The sequence below is a fragment of the Corynebacterium limaceinasi genome, from assembly GCF_046717465.1.
Classification (GTDB): Bacteria; Actinomycetota; Actinomycetes; order Mycobacteriales; family Mycobacteriaceae; genus Corynebacterium.
The window spans coordinates 350039-370159 of sequence record NZ_CP177100.1 but is presented as its reverse complement, the minus strand read 5'-3'; the positions used below and the strand labels follow the sequence as shown (position 1 = coordinate 370159).

The 20121-nt window shown below is 56.6% G+C and carries 17 protein-coding genes and 3 tRNA genes; 6 read left to right on the top strand and 14 right to left on the bottom strand.

All coding sequences use genetic code 11. From position 1 onward, the window contains the following. Window positions 1-121: 121 nt before the first annotated feature. From ACLI1Q_RS01870 to istA, 4 genes are all read right to left on the bottom strand, one after another. Window positions 122-3616 (bottom strand): DNA-directed RNA polymerase subunit beta, encoded by a 3495-nt coding sequence (locus ACLI1Q_RS01870; RefSeq protein WP_023016723.1) that lies wholly within the window; start codon window positions 3614-3616, stop codon window positions 122-124. A 376-nt stretch (window positions 3617-3992) separates the two neighbouring features. Then, a complete protein-coding gene (locus ACLI1Q_RS01865; protein ID WP_239269126.1) occupies window positions 3993-5006 on the bottom strand; it encodes a DUF3068 domain-containing protein in 1014 nt (337 codons plus the stop codon). A gap of 494 nt (window positions 5007-5500) precedes the next feature. Beyond that, a complete protein-coding gene (locus ACLI1Q_RS01860) occupies window positions 5501-6298 on the bottom strand; it encodes an ATP-binding protein (RefSeq protein WP_349837246.1) in 798 nt (265 codons plus the stop codon). 2 nt (window positions 6299-6300) lie between these two features. After that, on the bottom strand, window positions 6301-7935 hold the full coding sequence (istA, locus tag ACLI1Q_RS01855; RefSeq protein ID WP_239275901.1) for an IS21 family transposase: 1635 nt from the start codon (window positions 7933-7935) through the stop codon (window positions 6301-6303). A 385-nt stretch (window positions 7936-8320) separates the two neighbouring features. Between istA and ACLI1Q_RS01850 the strand changes: the two genes are divergently transcribed. The 3 genes from ACLI1Q_RS01850 to ACLI1Q_RS01840 all read left to right on the top strand — a co-directional run bounded on the left by ACLI1Q_RS01850 (window position 8321) and on the right by ACLI1Q_RS01840 (window position 11369). Beyond that, a complete protein-coding gene (locus ACLI1Q_RS01850; RefSeq protein ID WP_239270077.1) occupies window positions 8321-9040 on the top strand; it encodes a RimK family alpha-L-glutamate ligase in 720 nt (239 codons plus the stop codon). Between the two features lie 148 nt (window positions 9041-9188). Beyond that, complete coding sequence (locus ACLI1Q_RS01845; RefSeq protein ID WP_239270076.1) at window positions 9189-10094, top strand: SagB/ThcOx family dehydrogenase; 906 nt, start codon at window positions 9189-9191, stop codon at window positions 10092-10094. A gap of 24 nt (window positions 10095-10118) precedes the next feature. Beyond that, a complete protein-coding gene (locus tag ACLI1Q_RS01840; RefSeq protein ID WP_239270075.1) occupies window positions 10119-11369 on the top strand; it encodes an MFS transporter in 1251 nt (416 codons plus the stop codon). Between the two features lie 7 nt (window positions 11370-11376). Here ACLI1Q_RS01840 and ACLI1Q_RS01835 read toward each other — a convergent pair whose 3' ends face one another. From ACLI1Q_RS01835 to rplJ, 3 genes are all read right to left on the bottom strand, one after another. Continuing rightward, the gene (locus ACLI1Q_RS01835; protein ID WP_239270074.1) at window positions 11377-11730 is read right to left on the bottom strand and encodes a HigA family addiction module antitoxin; all 354 of its coding nucleotides are present in this window, start codon (window positions 11728-11730) and stop codon (window positions 11377-11379) included. A gap of 358 nt (window positions 11731-12088) precedes the next feature. Further along, window positions 12089-12478 (bottom strand): 50S ribosomal protein L7/L12, encoded by a 390-nt coding sequence (gene rplL, locus ACLI1Q_RS01830; RefSeq protein WP_023025160.1) that lies wholly within the window; start codon window positions 12476-12478, stop codon window positions 12089-12091. An 88-nt stretch (window positions 12479-12566) separates the two neighbouring features. Beyond that, entirely contained in the window at window positions 12567-13088 is a 522-nt protein-coding gene (gene rplJ, locus ACLI1Q_RS01825; protein WP_023025159.1) for a 50S ribosomal protein L10, read from the bottom strand. A gap of 286 nt (window positions 13089-13374) precedes the next feature. On the opposite strand from rplJ, the gene ACLI1Q_RS01820 reads away from it, so the two are divergent. After that, window positions 13375-14712: a cryptochrome/photolyase family protein gene (locus tag ACLI1Q_RS01820; protein WP_239270073.1), complete on the top strand. Its 1338-nt coding sequence runs from the start codon at window positions 13375-13377 to the stop codon at window positions 14710-14712. 110 nt (window positions 14713-14822) lie between these two features. On the opposite strand, the gene rplA is transcribed toward ACLI1Q_RS01820, so the two are convergent. The 7 genes from rplA to ACLI1Q_RS01785 form a co-directional block, all read right to left on the bottom strand. Further along, window positions 14823-15527, bottom strand: coding sequence for a 50S ribosomal protein L1 (rplA, locus tag ACLI1Q_RS01815; RefSeq protein WP_239270072.1), 705 nt, complete (start codon window positions 15525-15527; stop codon window positions 14823-14825). Between the two features lie 68 nt (window positions 15528-15595). Continuing rightward, window positions 15596-16039, bottom strand: a complete 444-nt coding sequence (gene rplK, locus ACLI1Q_RS01810) for a 50S ribosomal protein L11 (protein WP_237791528.1) — start codon at window positions 16037-16039, stop codon at window positions 15596-15598. Window positions 16040-16208: 169 nt separating this feature from the next. Beyond that, window positions 16209-17126, bottom strand: coding sequence for a transcription termination/antitermination protein NusG (nusG, locus tag ACLI1Q_RS01805; protein ID WP_284849678.1), 918 nt, complete (start codon window positions 17124-17126; stop codon window positions 16209-16211). Between the two features lie 129 nt (window positions 17127-17255). Then, a complete protein-coding gene (secE, locus tag ACLI1Q_RS01800; RefSeq protein ID WP_284869936.1) occupies window positions 17256-17588 on the bottom strand; it encodes a preprotein translocase subunit SecE in 333 nt (110 codons plus the stop codon). Between the two features lie 172 nt (window positions 17589-17760). Continuing rightward, window positions 17761-17833 (bottom strand) — tRNA-Trp (locus tag ACLI1Q_RS01795). A 137-nt stretch (window positions 17834-17970) separates the two neighbouring features. Then, window positions 17971-18042 (bottom strand) — tRNA-Met (locus ACLI1Q_RS01790). Window positions 18043-18090: 48 nt separating this feature from the next. After that, window positions 18091-18166, bottom strand: a tRNA-Thr gene (locus ACLI1Q_RS01785). Between the two features lie 174 nt (window positions 18167-18340). Between ACLI1Q_RS01785 and ACLI1Q_RS01780 the strand changes: the two genes are divergently transcribed. Beyond that, a complete protein-coding gene (locus ACLI1Q_RS01780; protein WP_239270069.1) occupies window positions 18341-19276 on the top strand; it encodes a sugar-binding transcriptional regulator in 936 nt (311 codons plus the stop codon). A 113-nt stretch (window positions 19277-19389) separates the two neighbouring features. Continuing rightward, on the top strand, window positions 19390-20115 hold the full coding sequence (gene deoD, locus ACLI1Q_RS01775; protein WP_239270068.1) for a purine-nucleoside phosphorylase: 726 nt from the start codon (window positions 19390-19392) through the stop codon (window positions 20113-20115). Window positions 20116-20121: the final 6 nt, after the last annotated feature.

Below are 20121 nucleotides of genomic sequence, written 5' to 3'. Positions count from 1 at the left end.
CTTTCATCCTCGTAATGTGAGGAATTGATGGCTTTTAATGAATTAATCTTTATTGCCCGCCCGCGGCGGCCCCGGTGCTATACACCGGAACCGTGCATTCCGCAGTGGACCGAGAATCTATTTAGGCGATGTCAGCGGAAGAACCCTCATCGCGGGACAAGTTAATGCCAAGCGATGGGCTATCCATGTCATCGTCATCAGAGCCAGACAGCTCCATCGGGGTGCCGTCGGTGGAAAGAACCTCCACGTTCAAGCACAGGGACTGCAGCTCCTTGAGCAACACCTTGAAGGACTCAGGGATGCCCGGATCTGGAATATTATCGCCCTTCACGATGGCCTCGTAGACCTTCACGCGGCCTACCACGTCATCGGACTTGATGGTAAGCAGCTCCTGCAGGGTGTAGGCAGCGCCATAAGCCTGCATTGCCCACACCTCCATCTCGCCGAAGCGCTGGCCACCGAACTGAGCCTTACCACCCAGTGGCTGCTGGGTAATCATGGAGTAAGGACCAGTGGAACGGGCGTGAATCTTCTCATCGACCAAGTGGTGCAGCTTGAGCATGTACATGTAGCCCACGGAGATGGGGTACTTGTACGGCTCGCCCGAGCGGCCATCGAAAAGCGTGGCCTTGCCGTGCTCGTTGACCAAGACGTCACCGTCGCGGTTCGGGCGGGACGATGCCAACAGTCGCTCGATCTCGTGGTTGGTAGCACCATCGAAAACCGGGGTCGCGGTCAAGGAGTCCGCTGGGACATCGTAAAGCTCTTCCGGCAAGGTCTTGAGCAGCTCGGCGTTAGCCGGATCCTCGGTGTCGACCTTCCAACCAGCGTGAGCCAACCAGCCCAAGTGCAGCTCAAGCACCTGACCGATGTTCATACGACGCGGCACACCGTGGGTGTTCAGCAGGATATCCACCGGGGTGCCGTCCTCCATGAACGGCATATCCTCTGGCGGCAGAATCTTGCCCACAACACCCTTGTTGCCGTGGCGGCCGGCCATCTTATCGCCGTCCTGAATCTTGCGCTTTTGTGCAACGTAGACGCGGATCATCTCGTTGACACCAGGTGCCAGGTCGTCATCATCATCGCGGGAGAAGCGAGCAACGCCAATGACTTTGCCCACCTCACCGTGCGGAACCTTCATGGAGGTATCGCGCACCTCGCGGGCCTTCTCACCGAAGATGGCGCGCAGCAGGCGCTCTTCCGGAGTCAGCTCGGTCTCACCCTTCGGGGTGACCTTACCCACCAGGATATCGCCGGCACGAACGTCAGCACCGATGCGGATGATGCCGCGCTCATCGAGGTCGCTCAAGACGTCCTCGGAGACGTTTGGAATCTCGCGGGTGATTTCCTCGGCGCCCAGCTTGGTGTCACGAGCATCGATCTCGTGCTCCTCGATGTGGACGGAGGTCAGGATGTCCTCTTCCACGATGCGCTGGTTGAGGATGATGGCGTCCTCGTAGTTGTGGCCTTCCCACGGCATGAACGCAACCAGCAGGTTACGGCCAAGCGACATCTCACCGTTGTGTGTACCTGGGCCATCGGCCAAAACCTGGCCAGCCTCTACGCGCTGACCCATGGACACCAGCGGGGTCTGGTTGTAGTTGGTGCCCTGGTTGGTGCGCTCGAACTTGCGCAGGATGTAGGTATCGCGCTGGCCCTCATCGTCCATGATGGTGATGACGTCAGCGGTGACGTTTTCCACCACACCGGCCTTAGGCGTAATGACGACGTCGCCAGCGTCATATGCGGCGCGCTGTTCCATACCGGTACCCACCAGTGGGGCCTCGGAACGAACCAGCGGAACCGCCTGCTTCTGCATGTTCGCACCCATCAAGGCACGGTTAGCATCGTCGTGCTCCAAGAACGGAATCATGGCGGTACCAACGGAGACCATCTGGCGCGGGGAAACGTCAACGTAGTCCACACCGGAGGCATCGGTCACTCCGATGTCACCCTCCTTCAGGCGGACCTCGATGCGCTCACCGATCAGGCGGCCTTCCTCGTCCTGCTCGACCTCAGCCTGAGCAATGGCGAAGCGGTCCTCCTCATCAGCGGTGAGGTACTCAACCTGATCCGTAACCTTGCCGTCAACGACCTTGCGGTACGGGGTCTCGATGAAGCCGAACGGGTTCACGCGGGCGTAGGATGCCAGCGCACCAATCAGGCCAATGTTCGGGCCCTCAGGGGTCTCAATCGGGCACATGCGGCCGTAGTGCGAGGCGTGCACGTCTCGCACCTCAATGCCGGCGCGCTCACGGGACAGACCGCCTGGGCCCAGCGCGGACAGGCGGCGCTTGTGGGTCAGGCCGGACAGGGAGTTGTTGTGGTCCATGAACTGCGAGAGCTGCGAGGTACCAAAGAACTCGCGGATAGCAGCAGAAACCGGACGCACGTTAATCAGGGACGTCGGCGTGATGGACTCTGCGTCCTGGGTGGTCATGCGCTCGCGCACAACGCGCTCCATGCGGGACAGGCCCACGCGGACCTGGTTCTGGATGAGCTCACCCACGGTGCGCAGACGACGGTTACCAAAGTGGTCGATGTCGTCGGTGTTCAGCGAGATCATCTCACCGTTGGGTGCCTTCATCTCACGCTCGCCAACGTGCAGGCGTACCAGGTACTCCAGGGTGACGGCGATGTCTTCTTCAGTCAGGGTCATCAGACCGTCGTGGTCGCCGCCAAGACCCAGCTTGCGGTTGGCCTTGTAGCGGCCAACCTTGGCAAGGTCATAGCGCTTAGCGCGGAAGAAGGAGTTATCCAACAAGGACTGCGCCAGCTCACGGGTAGGCTGCTCGCCCGGGCGCTGCTTGCGGTAGATCTCCAACAGTGCTTCATCGGTATTGGAAACGCCGTCAGATTCCAGGGTGGACATCATGAGTTCAGAGAAGCTGAAGCGCTCCCTGATCTGCTCCTCGGACCAACCCAGCGCCTTCAACAGGACGGTCACCGGCTGGCGGCGCTTACGGTCAATGCGCACGCCGACGGTATCGCGCTTGTCCACGTCGAACTCCAGCCAAGCACCGCGGGAAGGAATAATCTTCACGGAGTGCAGCGGGCGTTCGGTGGACTTATCGATGGAACGATCGAAGTACACGCCTGGGGAACGCACCAGCTGGGAGACGATGACACGCTCGGTACCGTTCACGATGAAGGTACCCATATCCGTCATGATCGGGAAGTCGCCGATGAAGACGGTCTGCGACTTAATCTCTTGGGTGTCGTTATTAATGAACTCTGCGGTCACGTACAGCGGCGCGGAGTAGTTGATGTCCTTTTCTTTACACTCGTCGACGGTGTTTTTCACCGGCTCGAAGCGAGGCTCCGACAAGGACAGGGACATATTGCCCGAGTAGTCCTGAATCGGCGAGAGCTCTTCGAGGATATCCTCGAGACCACTCGTCACGCGTGCGTTATCGCCGCGCTCAGCCTGCTCACGCTCGCGCCATTCCGGCGAGCCGACGAGCCAAGCAAAGGAATCGAGTTGTACGTCAAGGAGGCCCGGCAGGGCGATAGGCTCGCTAATTTTTGCAAACGAGTATCGCTTCGGGGCTCCGGGGATATTGGCCACTGACTTGGTCTGGCGGGAGACTGCCAAGATGGGTCCTTCCAGCACCTCACGCGGATTGCTACTCGCCCTGGCCGACGAGCAGCAAAACCGCTGGTAATTTTAGCATTCGGTCTGCTGTGGAGTGTCTGGGTTCAGAATGCACAAAATCACCTTGTCAAGTCGGTTTTGCCATCACCAACCCGAAAGGCTAAATGTGCACCGAAGATCCAGATTCCAGCGCAACGAATTAGTGTATAGGAAAAACTCAAGTATGTAAAGACACACCACTCTTAAGGCTTTTTTCATTCCGCGTTCGGGGGCAAGCTCTCGCTCGCCGCTGCGCCAACGCGGCAATAATGTTGCGCCAGATCTAGCGGGGCAACCACAAGCACCGTACCACTAAAAACTCATTCCACCGCAACCCGAACCGCGCTTAATACTCTTATCTGGCACTTTCGCTAGTAATTTCGCTGGCGCTTTTCTTTCCGCGTCGGCGCACATGCTTGTTTTTATGGTCGTAAATTCCCAGCGCCCCAATGACTCCAATAAAGGTGAACACGATACCGATACCCAGTGCCGCCCACCGCGCAATCTCCGCCACGCGGTTACGTGGGAACGATTTCGCTTCATCGAGTAGCGCCGCGCGGGACTTCTCTGAGGTGGAACCATTAAAGACGAATGCTTGCTCGCGGCCTACGCCCTCTCGGTCCGCGTAGTAGTCATCGATATCCATGTCCATGCCCACCACCAGGCCGGTAGCTTGGTCGACGTAGAAATCCGTACTGCCCGAGTGCATCAAATAACCAGGTTCGTGTCCCCCATCTTCCTTGGGGAAAGAGGTGGTATTGCCATCGGCGGCATAAAGCTGCGCTACGTTTGTTGGCTCGATTTCCTGGTGATACCGATACACCGTACGGCCATCTATTTCAGTTTCCTCTTCAAAGACCGCGTCCACTGCCTTGCGCAAGGTGGGGTCAAAGACTGGGTAATTCGTCTTTTCCACATCCGCCGGGAATTTTAGCCAGTACCCATCGACAGCAACCTTCTCCTCAGGGCTGGCCAAGGTATGGCTCAGGCTGGCCTCTGCCTTTGCCTCACCGCTCAGGCGGTCAATGGGATAGGTCCACACCTGCGCCTGGCTTAAATCATCGAGTCCTTGGCCATCGTCGCGCAGGCGCGTCTCCCCTATGCGCAGCGTCGCAGTATCTTCATCCGAAGGCTCTTGGATGCCCGCATTGATCTGGTAGGTCATCGGCCCGGAATAAGGCGACGTTCCATCCTTATTGACCACTTGGGAATCCGCGAACTCATCCTTAAGAGTCCACGTGGTGTTTTTGAGTTCCAACGGCAGCCGCGGCGAGAAATCCAAAAACGCCGGCGCCGCTACTCCGGCGGCCACCAGCGCAACGCCGAGGCCGAGCAGGAGGACGGAGAAGATGCGGGACTTGGGCAGCATGGTGGCTTATCCTACCGACTCGTTTGTTCAAAACACACTTCCTGAAACGAGATATAGAACTTTTGTAGGATACCCGGACCCAAAGTGCTCATGTAGATTCTAATTACCTCAAGTAATGCACATCACACTACCGGGAGATTTTACCTTGCATCACACAGAAGTAGCACCGCGTCTCAGCGCTCAGATAGCACGGGAGATTCTAAACCAGACAGAACACCCCACACCACGACCCAATCACAAGCTGGACGCCTTTGTTAATGATTACAAAATCAAGGCAGCAAATCACGACGTAAAAAAGGACTTTTAGCTAGCCCCTGTGGATGCAAGCCCCTCAAGCATGCATCCACAGGACCCCGCCATTTATCTATGACGATCCTTATAGACAAAAATATCACCATAAGACTTCAAGTGACGCGGGCTTGTTTTAGGGACCGGTAAGGCGGTACCAGGTACCGGGGTGGCGGTAGCCGCCCGGTAGCCGGTTTTACCCCCGCTTATCGTTTGGACCGTTGACGTTGCTTGAGCTGTTTGCTAAGTGTTCCCCTTTCTTCTTGGAAGTCGTCACGGGTGCGCATGTCTTCACCGATGAGGGTGAGTTTGCTGCCGTTGTTTGCAAGTCGGGATAGGACAGCGTCGGCGATCGCGTTTTCACTAAAGACGCTGTACCAGTATTCCGGCTCGTGCTGGCTGACGATGACGGTTGAGGAATGCTCCCGCTTGACCAGGAGGTTGAATACCTGGGCTAAGGCGAAGGCAGATACGTCCGTGGCCAGGAAGTCGTCGATGACCAACACAGCCGGCTTTGTCAGTTCCTCAAGGAGGGCTTTGCGCTCATAGGCAGCGTCGGCTGTGGCGTCGAACTCGTCGGCTAAGTCGGCGAGTCTAAAGTAGCGTGCGGTTAGTTTATGCCGGCACGCAGCCACGGCTAGGCCTTGGGCGAGGAAGCTTTTGCCGGTGCCGGTAGCTCCCACGATGGTTAGATCTCTGCCGTAGGTAATCCAGTCGCAGGTAGCTAACCGCTCAATACGGTCTGGAGTGATCCCTCGGTTGCTGTGTGCTTCAAAGCGTTCCAAAGCCGCAAGCGCGTTGGGTAGCTTGGCGGCTTTGACGAGTTTTTCGATTACTTTCGAATCACGTGCAGCTACCTGAGCATCGAGAGCTTCTTTGATCTTGTCTTCAAAGGAGTCCAAGTCACGACTGGGATCGTTGACGATCTCCTGCAGCGTCGTGGCAAACACACGCATCCCGCGAAGAGAACCGAGCAGTTCGAAGTCTTCATCGGTAAGAGCCATGGCTATACCTTCCATTCTTTATCAGTGAAGGCAAACGCCCCGGCCCCGCGTACATGCGACACAGAGTCCGGCGTGTCCGCCGTGGGCTGTTGGCGGTGCGCACGCGTAGTGTCGATGGCCGTCGACAGTGGTACATCGGTGGGCAAATACGCCTGTGCTGCGGCCTGTTTTAGATCCTTGAGCTCTTGGGCTACTTTGTTGACGCTGGGGACTGCTTTGCGCGATAACAGCTGACCACAGGCTTGTTCGAGTTCGATTCGGGAGTAATCCTTCGATAGGTTCAGTACGCCCAGAACGCTAGAATATGCTTGGGCTTCGACTTTACGAGCGTTAAACATCTGGCCGATGAGCTGTGCTGTCGCGGTCCCAATACTTTTCGCCCAGTCTTCCAAGCGTTGCCGGTTCCACTGGGTGTTTAAGTCCTTATGGTTGTCGGGGACATGCTCATCCAAGGTGGAGTAGCCATAATTAGCAGGGGCAATACGATGTGAAGCAACAATCTCACCGTCGTAGAAGACATCCAGATAGTCATCAAAAAGTTGCACGTCGACGAACTTGCCCGCTAGCTTCCACGGCACTGAATACCAGTGATTGGCGATCCGGATGTGGTAGTTCATTGCGACCTTGGACTTCTTCCACCGCGACCACGACCACCGCCGGTCGGGCAATGGGCGCAGCAGCTGTTGCTCATGGTCTTCAAACAACTGGCGACGAGAGATATCCTGCCCGCGGAAGGGACGGCGATCGTTGATGAAATCGCTTTGGTCCTCGAGGGCCTTATTGAGCATGTCGAAACTGTAGAACTCCTGGTCGTCGAGGTATTCCACGCACCATTGCTGGGCAATATCCACGGCCTTTTCAACATTCGCCTTATACCGCGGCCGGTAGCCTTTCGCCGCAGTAATACCTATCTGATAGAAATCGGCAAATGTAGAATACTCCGCAACCGGGATACGCCCCCGCAGCCCACAGGAAATCTGTTGCGTGGCTGTGAGCGCGTTATCCGGGATCAACCGCAGCGGACAACCACCGAAATACTCCAAAGCCGCACGGTGGGCTAAAAGCCACGACCGCATTTTTTGATCCGGCCACGCCGATACATGCATCATCCCTGAGTGCGGCAATGAAGCTACAAACAAGTGCGCGGTAACCCGCTGGCCTGAGACAGGATCCACAACGACCATTCCATCGCCCGACCAGTCCACCATGAGCTCGTCACCGGGATCGTGATTCAGTTGCGCTGACAGCTGATGAACATCGACATAATGCTCAAACAGCGAACAGTACTGTCGATACGAATAATGACGCTGACCAGTACCAACAGGGAACTCCAGGTACTTGGCGTGCGCGACTTTCAACGTCACGCGCTTGCCAGAGACCATCCGCTCAGCAACCTTTTTGAAATCCGGTGCGAGGAACTCCGCATCGTTGCGACGCCGGTTATCCGGAAATAGCTCCTCTAACTGGGCATTCGACAATCCAGCAATCCCACGAGCATCGAGTCGATGGTCCCTTACAACGCGACTGGCCTTATCAATCGTCGACTTCGAGACCCCTAAATCGGCTCGAATCTGGTTCCAGGAACGATTCCCGGCAACCAAGGCAAACATGATGGCACGGTAATCCGTCACCACCATCACTCCTTCCACGTGAACGCGACCCACGCGTACACACTGCGTGGGCCGTCCACTAAAGAGTGCCTAAAAACTACCCCCGGTACCCGATATCCGCACCGGTCGGTACTCGATACCGCCCTACCGGTACTAAATAGCGTCGCGCGTCATTCAAGGCCCAAGCAACGATTTTCAGCGAGAATTCCGCCACAATCACCCCGAATCGCTTCCATCAAAAAGTGTAGTCTTCATAACCCGCCAAGATGACCGAGAATGTGACCTCCTGTCGCTGATTCTCGCCAGCCAAAACATTGGAGTCGTACGAATTGACAGCGACGGCGAACTCAGTAAAGAGCTATTACCAATAGATAACTTCGGAAGACTGGTTACGGAACATGGCAACACCACGGTGGCAGTAGCTTGGATCCGCCATTTTTCACGCGAATCTATAAAAAATATATCCTGCGCTAAAGAGGAAATAATTTATATCAAAGATCAGGCAATATCCTACATACAAACGCTTGAAGAGATTGCTTTATTTAGCGTAAACCATTTTTGTAACGCTCGGTCACGGCTTGCACAAATTCAGCTCGCCAATTCTATTGGACTTACTACCCCTCAAACGTCAATTGGATATGAAGCGGCGTTTCCCTTTTCAATTGCCAAACCGATTGGCCCCCACTGGGTAGAACCGACTCCGGGAACACTTCTTGGAGCTATGCCTAAACGTTTGAAGCTAGATGAATCAACTCGTGATGAGCCGGTACCTCTCCTATTCCAGAAGTATATGAACTCAGAGTATGAGCTCCGCTGCTACGTAATCGACCAAGAAGTTATCGTTTTCCGAGTATCAGGATATGACAATGCAGACGACCTGTGGCAAGAGAACAACGGCGTGAGCGTATCTCTATATAAATCTACCCAAAGATTAAAAGATATTCTAATTGAATACTCCCAACTATCCGGTTGTAATTTATGTGCCATCGACCTCCTAATACAAGGAGGTGACCCAATATTTCTTGAATGTAACGTTTGCTTCGATTGGCTATTCTACGAAGACCGAGCTGGCACGAATCTCGTCTCCAACGCCATTGCTAGATATTTACAAAGGACTTTAAACGATGCTTAGAATAGCGACAGTGGGCCATTTTCGGTTCAAGGGACCGTACCTCGTTTGGGACAACCCTCTAGAGCAAACTCAGACAATCTTAAACCAGAAGGCAAGGGAGGAACTCTTCCGCTTACTAGATAGTCAAACTATTAGTGGAGTAACGGTCGTGTCTAGCGAAGATTCATTTCCGGAACTCCAGAACTTAGGGGTACTACAGCATTTTTCTAATGAACCCCCCAATACCGAATGCACGGTTCTAGATATGTGGCCCGATACTCCTCCGCTCGCGCGCGACTACGCATTTGCCAGCGGAGTCCGTTCCGGCGAGACAATCGCTCAACTAGATGAGCATCACCAGCATTTAAGGGAAAAACTCGCGCTCACCGGCCCACCGCATCATGTATGGGAGAATCCGATTTTCGCCAAGCAGGAATTGAACCTTCCGCACGGCGAGACAATAAGCTACACCAGAAGCTTCAAATCTGTTTTGAATTCTCGAAAATCTGCACGTTTTACGAATACAGAGCTAAAATCAATTAGCCTTAGGTCACTAGCATCAATCCTTTACGATTCCGCAAGCTTTTCAAAGCGCCCAACAACAAACGAACAGAAGTCCGGAAACATCCATTTTCGTTCGGCCCCATCTGCCGGAGGATTGTGCTCAACCGAGCTCATTGTCCGCGTTAGTAGATGCGATTCAATCGACGATGGTTATTATTTATACCACCCGAAAAACCATTCCTTACTGTTTCTCAATCATCTAGAGCCCTATAAGGAATGGAAGACCGCGGTTGGGAAACAATCGCATGTCGTGGATGCCCCAATACATTTTATTACTGTTGGTGATCCTCGAGTCATATCCTGGAAATACGAAAGTCTAAACTCGATTCGAACGCTCTGGCTAGAAATTGGGCACCTTAGCCAAGTTATTCAAATGGTTGCTACAGCCACTGACCACCTCTCTCGGGGCATTTCTCTCTTTCGGGAAGACATCATCGCTGACAACGCGGGACTAGATTGGCGATCTTTCCTCTGGGGCATGCTAATTGCAGTTGGGCCTAAGGACGACTGAGATGGCTTTGTTATAGGAGGAGCATTGAATATAAATGAAGTTGATCGCACCAACCCAAGTGATTTTAGACTATTCCTGTGGTCTGACCTCGTGGCTCAGATAGCCGGGGTAGGAGCCGGGCTTGCTATTCCGGTGGTCACTCTACGCTTGAGCGATAGCCTTACCCTTGCCGGCCTGTATGGAACCATCACCGGAATAGCTGCACTGGCAGGCGGAATCATCGGCGGCTCTCTTGCGGATATGTGGCGCCGCAAGCCACTCATCATTGTGACCAACGCTCTGGCCGGGGTACTCAACCTCGCGTTAGCGAGTCTCATCCTATCCGGAAGTTTCTCCCCCATGGTCTTCGGTGCGCTTCTCGGGAGCATGATGTTCTTTTACCGGATAGGTCAAGCTTGCTCCGACCCTTGCCTGCCCCAGCTCGTTGAGGAAGAACAGCTCGCCGCCAAACAAGGGCTCATCCAAGCACGTCTGCAATTTGCGGGACTCATCGGCCCCACTGTGGGCGGCGCGCTTCTAGAAGTCAACGTGGCACTGCCCTTCGTGTTTGTCGGTCTGGCAAATATCCTCACCATTGTCTTCTTCCTCTTCATCAGGGCTCGCCTAGACCCCACAAAGAAGGCAGAGAACAAGCTCCTACGCACGACGAAGGAAGGCTTAGCCATCGTGGCTCGCGCGCCACTACTTCGCGGGCTCATTGCCATGCAAACACTGTCGAACTGCGCAATTAACGGCTCGCTGTTCATGGCGGTCCTCATACTGGAGGAGGGGAATAACCCTGGATGGGTAACGGGACTAGCCCGCACGTCCATAGGCCTCATCGGGATTGTGGGGGCTTTGTCGACGGGTTGGTTGCAGAAGAAGTTCTCCTTCGCCACCCTTCAGGTAGGCACATGCGCCTGGGTTGCTGCATCAATCGCATGTGGTGCCCTGCTCAGCCCCAGCCTGTTGATGATCATCCCCTTAGGGCTGTCTGTTCTTACAGCCCCAGCCGCCGGCGCGGTAACCTATGCCGCACTCCACAGGCTTCTGGCAGAAGAAACTTTTGGCCGAGTCACCAATATCCAAATGAGCACCGTCGTTTCACTCTCTAGTGTGTGGTCGACCCCGCTGGCCGCATTGTCTCATCGCTGGACCTTGACCACTGGTTTGTGGGCCAATGCGCTCGCCGGGCTCCTCGCTATCGGGCCTGCCCTTATCTTTGTGCGCCGAGCCGATCGCGTCCTTGCGCAAGCAGACGCGAGGGAGAAAGGGAATTCCCCTAGCCACTCATGAGCGCAAGTCAACTGTTCCTATGAATGAGACTCGGCTTCTTCTTTGTGATTCCACGGAACGATGGCGCTGACATCAGTGGTCTGGCGAGTTTTCCACAGATCGTATTCCTCTTGAGTCCGAGCCAGAACTCCGCGGAATTCCCAAAGTAGGCCGACCAGCGCAAGGCCATATCGGCGCTGATACCGAGCGCACCGCGGGTGATTTTGCAGACTTGAGAGCGGGTAGTGCCAATGTCGTTGGCCAGGCGATACTGGGTAATTCCGCAGGGTTTGAGGAATCCTAGGAGAAGAATTTCTCCGGGATGCGGAACGGGAACAACATCAACATGATTGCGTGCTTCAGTGGTAGTCGATAAAGTCAACGCCAACAGCTCCTTCGGGGGCCTAAACGACAGGATGTGTTGGTGAACTTATATGTTTAGCCCATCTGGCCTTCTGGTATTAGGACTATTTCACTTATCCGGAGGGATAACGCAGCCTCGGACCTGAAATACCGTCGGGGACGTGCTGATGTGCTAGGTGCCGAGGTTCAAGACGATCCGACTCAGACAACGAATGAAACGGGCCCACAACTCCAGGCACAACAACACCCTCCTAAGGGAAAGTGTTGCAACGACCCTCTGAGCTCAAGAGGGGCATATAAAACGGGAGAAACCCCCATCTCCCACCGCGTATAGCGCGGTAAGAGTGGGGGCTTCGAAAGCGTGAAGCTCAGTAAAATTACTTGAGCTCGACGGAAGCGCCAGCCTCTTCCAGCTTGGTCTTAGCAGCCTCAGCGTCGTCCTTGGAAGCGCCTTCGATGATGGCCTTAGGTGCACCCTCAACCATTTCCTTAGCTTCCTTCAGGCCCAGGCCGGAGACGAGCTCGCGGACAGCCTTAATAACGCCGATCTTCTTAGCGCCAGCGTCGGTCAGAACGACGTCGAACTCGGTCTGCTCCTCAGCAGCGGCAGCGCCGCCCTCAGCCGGAGCGCCCGGTGCAGCAGCGGCAACCGGTGCAGCAGCCTCAACGTCGAAGACGTCCTCGAATTCCTTAACGAACTCAGACAGTTCGATGAGGGTCATTTCCTTGAAAGCTTCAATGAGCTCGTCCTTGGTGAGCTTAGCCATGATGGCAAGTCCTTTCTGTGTTGTGTGCTTGTTCCCCGGTGATGAGGTAGCAAGCACGGTGTTTTATATGTGCGTCTGTCGTGACGACTTAAGCTTCTGCTTCCTTCTTGTCCTGCAGAGCAACAACGGTGCGAACCGCCTTGGTTGCAGGAGCGTTGAAGACAGCGGCTGCCTTCGCCATAGAACCCTTCATAGCGCCAGCCAGCTTTGCGAGGGTGGTCTCGCGGTTGTCCAGCTTGGCGATGGCCTGAACCTGCTCCGCAGACAATGCGTCGCCGTCCATGTAGCCACCCTTGATGACGAGTGCCTTGTTGTCATCAGCGAACTTGGTGATGACCTTCGCAGCATCTACTGCCTCGCCCTTGATGAACGCAATTGCGGTCGGGCCAGTCAGCAAATCATCAAGACCTTCGATGCCAGCTTCGTTGGCAGCGATCTTGAAGAGGGTGTTCTTGGCGACGGAGTAGTCAACGTCAAAGCCCAGGTTGTTACGCAGCTCCTGCAGCTGGGATACGGTCAGGCCGCGGTACTCAGTCAAAACGACGGAGCTAGAATCGGCCAGCTTTTCCTTCAGCTCTGCCAAGTCTGCAGTGTTCTTTGGGTTTGCCATTGTCTCTCGCCTCCTTCCAAAACATCTCTTTTATTTTCCGCCGGGGCCTTCCGAAAAGAAAAGCCCCGTGCAAGAGCACAGGGCGTGCGACATGAGAAATGTCGCGGAATGCGCAAAGTGTCTCCTGCGTGGGCCGCCTCCAAGGTGGAGAACTTTCAATCCTTAGTGGATGACCAACGGTCTTCGGTGAACTTTGACTCGGCCACAAGGCCGTTCAAACTTCACAAGGGATACTACCGCGCTTTCCTCGTATTCCCAAATTGCCCACCCGCGTAGGCTATTTAGTATGACTTCCCTCATGTGGTTTCGCGATGACCTGCGCTTATCCGATAACCAGGCCCTTACCCGCGCCGCGGAGGCCGCCGCCGATAAAAACGGTTCAACGCCAGAGTTAGTGGCCGTTGTCCTCGATGAGCCCGCCTACCCCGGCAGCCGGCCGCTCGGTGGCGCCACTCACTGGTGGCGGGAGCGTTCGCTCTATGCCCTAGCGCAGGAGCTTGCCTCCCGTGGGGTGAAGCTTATGCGCGCTACCGGCGATGCCCGCACCGTCATTCCCCGCATCGCCCGCAAGGTTGGCGCCGATACCGTCACCTGGACCCGCCGCTACCACGGCCCGCTGCGCGAGGTAGACGCGAGGGTCAAAGCAACGCTTGCCGATGCCGGAATTAACGCCATCTCCTGCCCCGGTTTCACCCTCGTGGAGCCATGGGAGGTCACCAATGGCCAGGGCAAACCTTATAAGGTCTTTACTCCCTTCGCTGCCGCCGCGCGGTCCCAGCTCGCTGATGACGAACCGCTGCCCGTGCCGGAATTGCTGGCGGGGCGGGAGATGGGGGCATCGGCAAGCAGTAGCTGGCCCAACCCCAGCGCCGATGAACCGCAGTGGGCTGCGTCGCTCGCCCAGTATTGGACTCCCGGAGAGGCCGGTGCGCGCGAACGCCTAGCCCAGCTCGACTTAGCTCACTACGCCGAGGAGCGCGATATACCCGCGCGCAACGCCACGTCCCTGCTCTCGCCGCACTTGCGCTTTGGCGAGGTATCCCCGCGCGAGGTCTGGGTGGCCGCCGCCGAGGAGCCCGACGCGGAGAAATTTCAGTCCGAGTTGCTGTGGCGCGACTTTTCCTGGCACCGGCTCTACCAGCTGCCCGATCTGGCCACCCGCAACGTGCGGCAAAACTTCGACCGCTTCGACTGGTCCTGGGATGACCCGCGGCTGAAGGACTGGCAGGAGGGCACGACAGGCATTCCGCTTGTCGATGCCGGCATGCGCGAGCTCTGGCACACCGGCTACATGCACAATCGCGTGCGCATGGTGGTGGGTTCGTTTCTTACCAAGAACCTGGGCATCCATTGGCGCCTAGGCGAGGAGTGGTTTTGGGACACCCTGGTGGATGCCGACGCCGCCTCCAATCCATTTAACTGGCAATGGGTGGCCGGGTGCGGCGACGATGCCGCACCCTTCTTCCGCATCTTCAACCCGGAAAACCAGGCCCAGCGCTTCGACCCGGATGGTGCGTATATCCGCCAGTGGGCGCCCACGCTATCCGCCCCGCCCATCGTGGACCTCAGGCAGTCGCGCCAGGCGGCCCTAGATGCCTACGCCGAGATCAAAGACGCAGACTAATGCCCAATACCTAGGCCCTTCGTTTACACCGTAGGGCCTGATGATCGATGCAAAAGACCCCAAGGAAAATCCTCGGGGTCTTCGTTCACGCTCTATGCGCTATCACCGTCTTAGTCGGTGTAGCCCTTCTGCACGGAGCCGTCCACAGGAATACCTGGGCCGGAGGTGGTGGAGATGGTAGCGCGCTTGATGTAGATGCCCTTTGCGGAAGCAGGCTTCAGGCGCTGGATTTCATCCATGAGGGCGCCGTAGTTCTCAGCGAGCTTCTCAGCATCGAAGGAAGCCTTACCAAGGATGGCGTGCAGGTTTGCAGCCTTGTCCACGCGGAAGGAGATCTTACCGCCCTTAACCTCGCTAATTGCCTTAGCAACGTCATTGGTCACGGTACCGGTCTTCGGGTTAGGCATCAGACCACGTGGGCCCAAGACGCGGGCGACGCGGCCAACCTTGGCCATCTGGTCGGGGGTAGCGATGGCAACGTCGAAGTTCAGGTTGCCCTCGTTGATCTGCTCGATCAACTCGGAGGTACCAACGATGTCAGCGCCAGCTTCCTGAGCTGCGGTAGCCTTTTCGCCCTCTGCGAAGACGGCGACGCGAACGTCCTTACCGGTGCCGTTAGGCAGGGAAACGGTGCCGCGCACCAGCTGGTCAGCCTTGCGTGGGTCAACGCCCAAGCGGAAGACGACGTCAACGGTGGCGTCGAAGTTCTTGGAGGAGGTCTCCTTGGCCAGCTTTGCGGCCTCGATCGGACGGTACAGGCGGGACTTATCTACCAGTTCCGCAACGGCCTTATAAGCCTTAGACTTGGTGCTCATTTAACAATTCCTTTTCTGGATTGGCGTGGTATTTGGCGGGCCGAAGCTGGCCCTACCACATAAAATTTTTACTTCTCCGGTGCGCCATCGATCTCGAGGCCCATGGAGCGGGCGGTACCAGCGATGATGTGTGCGCCGGCCTCGATGTCGCGGGCGTTGAGGTCCTCGAACTTGGTCTGTGCAATTTCCTTGCACTGATCCCAGGTGACGGAGCCGACCTTATCGGTGTGCGGGACACCGGAGCCCTTCTGAACGCCTGCGGCCTTCAGCAGCAGCTTGGCTGCCGGCGGGGTCTTCAGCTTGAAGTCGAAGGAGCGGTCTTCGTAGACGGTGATCTCAACAGGGACCACGTTGCCACGCTGGTTCTCGGTAGCGGCGTTATAAGCCTTGCAGAATTCCATGATGTTGACGCCGTGGGCACCGAGTGCCGGGCCAACTGGCGGTGCCGGGTTAGCGGCGCCAGCCTCGATCTGCAGCTTGATGAAGCCAGATACCTTCTTCTTTGGAGCCATCGAATTACCTCTTTCCTGTGGTACCGGACCTGCGTCACGATGAATAACGCGGCCCGTCCGGATGCTCACCTCAGTGGGCCACCGGAGGATGAAACGATTTACGTGTGCGCACGCAAAAGGCGCACGGCGTTCCAGTCTAGAACACCGTGCGCCCTGCACAAAATCATTTTTAAGAAATGCGCTCGATTTCCGTCGGCGACAATTCCACTGGGGTTTCGCGGCCAAAGATGGAGACCAAGCCCTGCATCTTGCCGGTTTCCGGGTCGATTTCGGAAATAGTAGCGGACACGGCAGCCAGCGGGCCGGACAGGATGGTAACGGCCTCGCCCACCTCGAAGTCGTGGGCGTACTTCTTGGCCACTTCCTTCTCCGGCATTTCGACGACCTGCTCGCCCTCTTGCTCGTTCGGGGCAGCCTCGCCCTTGGCGGGAGCTTCATTCGGCATGAGGAACTTTGCCACATCGCGGGTCTTGACCGGCGTCGCGTTGCCTTCGTTTCCCACGAAGGAGGTCACGCCGGGGGTTTCGCGGATGACGGACCAGGCGGCATCGTTAAGCTCAGCGCGTACCAAGACGTAACCCGGCAGCAGCTTGCGCTTGACAATCTTCTTCTTGCCGTCCTTGTTTTCCATAATCTGCTCGATGGGGACGACGACCTCGAAGATGGAATCTTCCACCTCAAGGGTTTGCGCACGCATATCGAGGTTCGTGCGCACCTTGTTCTCGTAGCCGGAGTAGCACTGGATGATATACCACTGGCCCGGCTGCTTCTTCAGCTCGCGAGTGAATTCGCGCAGGCGCTTGCGGTAAGCGGCGTCCTCGGCCTCTTCCTCGGTTTCGGCGGAAGCCCCTGCAGCGTCCTCTTCTGCGGCGGGCTCGGCCTCTGCCGAGGGCTCGGACTCTGCTGCGGGGGCATCGGCAAGCGCAGCGTCTTCTGCGTCACCTGCGCCAGCCTCAGCAGGCGCTGCGGCCTCCTCTTGGGCGTCCTCGACTGCGCTGGCGTGCTCTGCCGCCTGCTCTTGCACGTTGGACTGCATGGCCTCCTCTAGGGAGGTTCCTGGGTTTTCGACGTTATTCTCGTCGCTCATGAGTGGTACTCCAAAATGTCATCGGCGCGTGTTGTAGAACCAGCCTACCCGCGGCGCGTGTGGGCAAAAAGTATCCCGCCGTTCCGGAGTGCGGAAACAGCGGGATAAAAGTTTATGGAGTTATTCTAACTAATTGGTCAGAATCTTCTCAACTCCGAGGCCAGCCAGGGTGTCAACGCCCCAGACCAAGGCGGTGATGACGATCAAGAAGGCGAACGTGATGAGGGTGTACTGCAGCATCTCTCCACGGGTGGGCCACACCACCTTCTTCATTTCAGAAACAACCTCGCCAGGGAATGCGGCGACGCCGCCACCCGGACTATCGGTGCGGTTTTTATCCTCAACGCGGACGACGTTCTTGTTCGCCGAGTCCGTGGAGGTCGTGGAAGCCGCACCAGAAAGCTGGCGCTTACCGGTGGGACGCGGGGCCGCCGAGTCCTTCGGCTGCTGCTCATCGCTCACAGCTAACCCTCCTTGGGAAATGAATTCTTTTTCCGAGCGCGATATTCCGCCCAGACATAACTTTGTCAACCCTAGCAAAAGGTGCACGGGCAGGAAAGCACGCCGGGGCGGATGCGCGCCGCTGTGACAAAAATATCCCCGCCATCTGGAAAGCAGATGACGGGGATCCTTGCAGGGGCGACAGGACTCGAACCTGCAACCTACGGTTTTGGAGACCGTTGCGCTACCAATTGCGCCACGCCCCTATTTTCTTATCCGTGACGCTTGAACGTCACGCGCCGATGACCTTACCAGATCCCTAATTCCGCACGGAAACCAGTACGCCGCTAAGGCCATAGGCACGGTAGTAAAAAAGCGCCGTAGTGGCGCTTTTCTTTCCCGGTAGCGATGGCGAGAATTGAACTCGCGACACAGCGATTATGAGTCGCTTGCTCTACCACTGAGCTACACCGCCATGGTGAACACCTTCATCCTGAAGGAAGGTAATTCCTCCAGACATGAATGGAGCCCCCTGACAGAATCGAACTGTCGACCTTTTCCTTACCATGGAAACGCTCTGCCGACTGAGCTAAGGGGGCATATCCCAGCATCAAGCACGTCAATATTTCGTTGTGCTCTCCGTTGCGGACTTCAATAATGTAACCTGCCACCTCCACTTTGCACAAATCGCCACGTCAGCGTCCATAAGTGGGGAATTTTCTGCGGCTTAGACGATGGTGCTCCTGCCCGCCCGATGTGCTTGAATGAAAGGCATGCTGGATCATAAAGACTGTCTTTCTCTCGACGCCGCGAAGCTCTACTACAACTCCGGTTTTTCGCAGGCGGAGGTGGCGGCGCACCTGGGGATTTCCCGGCCGACGGTCTCCAAATTGCTCACCCACGCCGCCGAGCGCAGCTTTGTCACCGTGAGCATCACCGATCCCCGCGAGCAGTCCGATGAGCTGGTTTCTGCGCTCTGCGAGCGTTTTTCGCTTGCCGATGCCCGCGTCACCGCCACTCCTCCCGGCGGATCCCTGCTTGCGGATCTAGGCAGCGCCGGCGCCGCCCTACTGGAAGAGCTCATTACCGATCACACTTCAGTGGGGCTTTCCTGGGGCGAAACCATGTCCGCGGTGGCCTCCCACTTGCGCAAGCGTCCGCTAGAGGGCGTGGACATCGTCCAACTCAAGGGCGGACACTCCCACTCGGAGCGCTCCACCAAGGATCTGCACACCATGCAGGCGTTTACCCAGGCTTTTAATGCGGAGGCGCACCTACTCCCCCTCCCGGTCATCTTCGATTCCGTCGAGGCCAAGGAGTGGGTCGTCCGCGACCGGCATATCTCCACAATCCTCGATATGGGGGCGTCGGTAGACGTGGCGGTATTTACCGCGGGGGCCATCGAAAAGGAGTCCCTGGCGCTGAACCTGGGCTACCTCACCGAGGAAGAAAGTGAGGAACTTCTCACCAACGCCGTAGGCGATGTCTGTTCCCGCTTTTATACCGCCGAGGGCGCCATCGCCTCCCCCGCCGTGGATGCGCGCACCGTCGGCATCGATTTGAAGGACTTAGCCCAACGCCCCACGCGCGTGCTCGTTGCCGGTGGGCACACCAAAACCCGCGCCATTAATGTCGCCCTTGAGATGGGCTTGGCCACCCACCTCGTGACTGATCAATCCACAGCTCACAGGCTATTGGAGCTTAATTAACATAAAACGCGTCACACTTAAGGAACATTTGTTAACTTTTCTATTGACATTGGTTCCGGGCGGGCTAGACTAACCCATGTACACACCCGAAGTTCACATGGAGGAGCACGTCAATGTCCGCCACCGACATTTCCACCCCGCACATCAACCCGCACGGCGCACCAATCGCAGAGACCGTCCTGCTGCCCGGTGACCCACTGCGCGCGAAGTTCATTGCTGATAACTTCCTCGAAGACACCGTCCAATTCAACGAGATCCGCAATATGCTGGGCTTTACCGGCACCTATAACGGCAAGCCAGTATCCGTCATGGGAACCGGCATGGGCATCCCGTCCATCGGTATTTACTCCTGGGAGCTCATCCACAAGTTCGGTGCGAAAAAGCTCATCCGCGTCGGCTCTATCGGCGCGATGCAAGAGGACATCGAATTGCACGATGTCATCGTTGCTTCCTCTGCCTCCACCGATTCCAACTTCTTGTCCCAGTATGACCTGCCAGGCACCTACGCCCCCACCGCATCGTGGAAACTGCTTAAAGCGTTGGTGGATGAATCCGAGAAGCAGAACCAGCACATCCACGTGGGCAATATCTTGAGCTCGGACATCTTCTACAACATGGACCAGACCGTGAACGACCGTTGGGCACACATGGGCGTGCTCGGCGTGGAGATGGAATCCGCGGCCCTCTATGCCACCGCCGCCGAGGCCGGTGTTGACGCCTTGGGCCTGTTTACCGTCTCCGACAACATCGTCACCGGCAAGCAGCTTTCCGCTGAAGACCGTCAGACCGCCTTCCGCACCATGGTGGAGCTTGCTCTGCCGCTCAACGCGCTGGATTAATAAGGA